The sequence below is a fragment of the Micromonospora globispora genome, from assembly GCF_003857015.1.
Classification (GTDB): Bacteria; Actinomycetota; Actinomycetes; order Mycobacteriales; family Micromonosporaceae; genus Micromonospora; species Micromonospora globispora.
Map to the genome: position 1 here is coordinate 1 of NZ_QGGF01000074.1, position 4,180 is coordinate 4,180.

The 4,180-nt window shown below is 73.8% G+C and carries 4 protein-coding genes; 2 read left to right on the forward strand and 2 right to left on the reverse strand.

Translation table 11 applies throughout. The features are described 5' to 3' along the window. Both DKL51_RS02535 and DKL51_RS02540 read left to right on the forward strand, forming a co-directional pair. Positions 1-408: 5-oxoprolinase subunit C family protein (locus tag DKL51_RS02535; protein WP_148097709.1), on the forward strand; the 408-nt coding region annotated here is incomplete at its 5' end. After that, entirely contained in the window at positions 392-1,141 is a 750-nt protein-coding gene (locus DKL51_RS02540; RefSeq protein ID WP_109947152.1) for a LamB/YcsF family protein, read from the forward strand. The genes DKL51_RS02535 and DKL51_RS02540, both read left to right, overlap by 17 nt. Before the next feature lie 89 nt (positions 1,142-1,230). Here DKL51_RS02540 and DKL51_RS02545 read toward each other — a convergent pair whose 3' ends face one another. Both DKL51_RS02545 and DKL51_RS02550 read right to left on the reverse strand, forming a co-directional pair. Next, a complete protein-coding gene (locus tag DKL51_RS02545) occupies positions 1,231-3,063 on the reverse strand; it encodes an NHL domain-containing thioredoxin family protein (RefSeq protein WP_109964936.1) in 1,833 nt (610 codons plus the stop codon). A 119-nt stretch (positions 3,064-3,182) separates the two neighbouring features. Beyond that, complete coding sequence (locus DKL51_RS02550; protein WP_260428347.1) at positions 3,183-3,893, reverse strand: LppU/SCO3897 family protein; 711 nt, start codon at positions 3,891-3,893, stop codon at positions 3,183-3,185. Positions 3,894-4,180 lie beyond the last annotated feature (287 nt).

Genomic DNA, 4,180 nt, shown 5'->3' on the forward strand with positions numbered 1-4,180 from the left:
CCCCTAGGCACCCCGGTCGGTGACCCCGCCCCGGTGGACGTCACGGTCACGCCGCCCGTCCCCGCCGAGCTGCGGCTGACCCTCCGGCTCGGCCCCCGGCACGACTGGTTCACCCCGGCCGCGCTGGACCTCCTGCTCACCACCCCGTACGCGGTCAGCCCGGTGAGCAACCGGGTCGGCGCGCGGCTGGCCGGCGCAGCGCTGCCCCGCGCGGTGACCGGCGAACTACCCAGCGAAGGGCTGGTGCTCGGCGCGGTGCAGGTGCCGGCGGACGGCCAACCGTTGATCTTCCTCGCCGACCACCCGACCACCGGGGGCTACCCCGTCATCGGGGTGGTGGACGACGTGACCCCCCTCGCGCAGGCCCGGCCAGGGACTACGGTGAGATTCCATGGACCTCAACGCTGACCTCGGCGAGGGATTCGGCATCTGGCGACTCGGCGACGACCAGGCGCTGCTGGACCTGATCACCTCCGCCAACGTCGCCTGCGGCTTCCACGGTGGCGACCCGTCCATCATGCACCGGATCTGCGCGGACGCCGCCGAGCGCGGGGTCGTGGTCGGCGCCCAGGTCGGCTACCGAGACCTCGCCGGCTTCGGTCGCCGGCACATCGCGTACGGCTTCGCCGAGCTGCGCGACGAGGTGATCTACCAGCTCGGCGCCCTCGACGCGTTCTGCCGGCTGACCGGCACCCGGGTCCGTTACCTCAAGCCACACGGCGCGCTGTACCACGCGGCGGCGTGCGACGAGGCGCAGGCCGCCGCCCTGGTCGCCGCAGTGAGCGGGTACGACCACGAGCTGCCGGTACTCTGCCCGGCCGGCTCGGTGCTCGCCCAGCTCGCCGTCGGGGCCGGGCTGCGGGTGGTCGCCGAGGGTTTCGCCGACCGGAACTACCTGCCCAACGGCTCACTGGTGCCCCGGAGCGCCGCCAACGCGCTGGTCACCGACCCGGAGGAGGTGGCCGCCCGGGCCGTCCGGATGGCCTCCGAGCGTGCCGTGGTCGCGGTCGACGGCAGCATCGTCCCGTGCCAGGTGGAGTCGATCTGCCTGCACGGCGACTCACCCGGTGCGGTCGGGTCGGCGGCCCTGGTCCGGGCCGCCCTCATCGACGCCGGAATCACCCCGATGCCGTTCGCCTGACGTCGGTCAGCTGTCCAGCGCGACGGGACGTCGGTGGGCGAGCCGACCACCCCGCCCGCTCGGTCGGATTGCCGCGTCGGACCGTTCGGTCAGGCGTCGAGGCCGCGGAGGACCAGCGGGAGACGGGTCGCGCCGCCGTCGGCGACGCGGACCGGGACACCCCAGTCCTGCCGGGTCAGGTGGCAGGCCGCGTGCTCCACGTCGGCGTCGCAGGTGGCCGCCTGAGCGGTCACCTGGAGGACGCCCCCGGCCACCTCGCCGTTGATCAGCAGCCGGCGGGACAGGTCGGTCGTCGTACCGGCGCCCTCGACCAGCAGCTCCGGCGGGGACGCCGAGACCACCAGCCGGGTCGACGGACCGTACGTCTCGTCGAGCTTCTGGCCGGGTGCAGGGGTGAAGATGACGTCCAGTGTCACCTCGCCGGCCGTCACGTCGGTCGGCTTCCGCTCGGTGCGGTGCCGGGGGCCGTCCACCGTGCTGGCGCCGGCCGCGGACAGCGCGCCCGGGGCGAGCCGGGTCAGCCGGTGCGCGGCCGACTCGGCCACCAGCACGTCACCCTCGACGGTCAGCACCAGGTCACTCGGCTCGGCGAGTTCGTCGGCGACCGTGGAGACCTGGTCGGTCTCCGGGTCGAAGCGGCGGACCGCCCCGTTGTACGTGTCGGCGATCAGCACCGAGCCGTCCGGCAGCGCGCACACTCCCAGCGGGTGCTGGAGCAGCGCCTGCCCGGCCGGGCCGTCGACGTGGCCGAAGTCGAATAGCCCCTGCCCGACCGAGGTGCCCATGACGCCGTTCTCGACGTACCGGACCGCGCTGGTCTCGCTGTCCGCGATCCAGAGCCGGCTGCCGTCGGCCGAGACGGAGAGCCCGGAGGGCTGAGCCATCCAGACCTCCGGCAGCGGACCGTCGCGGAGCGCCTCCACTGTGGTGCCCGCGTACATGCCGGCGGTCCGCTTGATCGGGTCGAACCACCAGAGCTGGTGGATACCGGCCATCGCGATGATGACCTTGTCGTCGTACCAGGCGACGTCCCAGGGGGAGGAGAGGTCCACCGAACGCGCGTCGTGCGCGTGGTCGTCGACCGTCGACCGCCACTGCTTGCCGGTCCCGGCCACGGTGACGACCTCACCGGTCTCCAACCGCACCCCGCGGAGTAGGTGGTTGACCGTGTCCGCGACGACCACGTCGTACCCGGCCACCTCGGCGGCGTGGGCGGGCAGCAGGCAGAGCCCCTGCGGCTCGGAGAAGCTTGCCGCCTCGGCCGGGCCGTCCGCGTGCCCCCGGTCACCCGAGCCGATCCGGCGGACCAGCTTCTCGCCGTCCGGGGCCAGCTCCACCAGCGAGTGCCGGGCCGAATCGGAGACCAGCAGGTTGCCGCTGTCGAGCACCACGGCCTTGCCGGGGAAGCGGAGGACGGTGTCCGGCTCGGCCGGTGGCACGTACGGGCCCTCGCCCCGGTGCAGGGTGCCCTTCGCCTCGTGCGTGTTAATCAGCTCGTCGACCAGCCGGGCCAGCCCCTCGGCGTGCCCCTCGCCGGCCATGGTCGCCACCACGTAGCCCTCGGGGTCGACCACCGACAGCGTCGGCCAGGCCTTCGCCGCGTACTGCTGCCACATGTTCAGCTCGGGGTCGTCGAGCACCGGGTGGTGCACGCCGTACCGCTCGACGGCGGCGGCGAGCGCCTCCGGGTCCTTCTCGTGCTCGAACTTGGGCGAGTGCACGCCGATGACGACCAGCGCGTCGCCGTACTTCTCCTCGAGCGGGCGCAGCTCGTCGAGCACGTGCAGGCAGTTGATGCAGCAGAAGGTCCAGAAGTCCAGCAGGACGATCTTGCCCCGCAGGTCGGCCAGCTTCAGGTCCCGCCCGCCGGTGTTCAGCCAGCCCCGACCGCGCAGCTCGGGAGCCCGTACTCGTGCGCTCATGCCTTCAGTCTGCCGGACCGCACGCCCCGATTCGGCCGGACCCCACGCGGGGTGGATCACACCCGGGACGGACGACGGCGGGGTCACGGACCACCGTGACCCCGCCGTCGAGAAAATCGCTACTTGCCGGCCGGCTTGAGGCAGAGCACCCGGTTCCCCTCGACGCCCTTGAGCTCCACGGTCGGCTGCGTCGGGTCGGCGCACTTGTCCTTGGTCTCGACCCTGGACACGACGGTGAACGCGCCCGGCTCGGCGCAGTTGGCCGCCGCCGCGGTCGTGCCGGACTGCTTGATGCAGGAGCCCACGGCCGGGTTGAACGGGGCCGGCTTGTCGTCACCACCGACCTTGCCCAGCAGCGTCAGCAGGCCCAGCGGGACGGCCAGGATCAGCACCGCCGCGATGAGCACGGCGGCCAGCACCCGGCCGTTGCGTACCTTCGGCGTCGGGGTCTCGGTCTTCGGCTCGGCGTCCGGCTTGAACGCGTCGAACCGGCCCTGCTCGGGTTCGCCGCCCATGCCCTGCTGCTGCCAGGCTGGCGGTGCCTGCTGGGGCGGCGGCGGGAAGGCGGGCGGGAACCCGCCCTGGGCCTGCTCGTTCATTGCCCCCGGCCCGTGGCCGGGGGCGGTGACGGTCGCGCGACCACCGGCCGGGCCGCCGAACGGGTCACCCTGGCCACCGGGGCCACCCTGGCCGCCGGGCGGACCGTACGGGTCACCGGGCCCGCCGTGGCCCCCGGGCCCACCGAACGGGTCGGCCGGGCGCTCACCGCTGTGCGGGTGCACCCCGTTGACCGGGCGGCTGTTGGCGGCCGGATCCGCGAAGGACGGCACGCCGGGCGGGAACGGCGGCGGACCCGCGGGCGACGAGGGCGAAGCGGACGGCACCGGCGGCGCCGAGGCGCTGGCGTTCGACGGGCGGTCGTGATCGTCGAAGCGGGGCTGCGGGATGCCGTCGTGGAGACGCGGACCCTGCTCCGGCTGGCCGTGCGGGCCCTCCTGCTCGGGGGCGTCGTCCGGCTCGGGCCGGGCCGGACGGCCGTACACCCGAGGCTGCGGGGCCGGCGCGCCCTGTCTCTTATACACAACTCCGAGCCCACGAGACCGGAGCCTATCTCGTA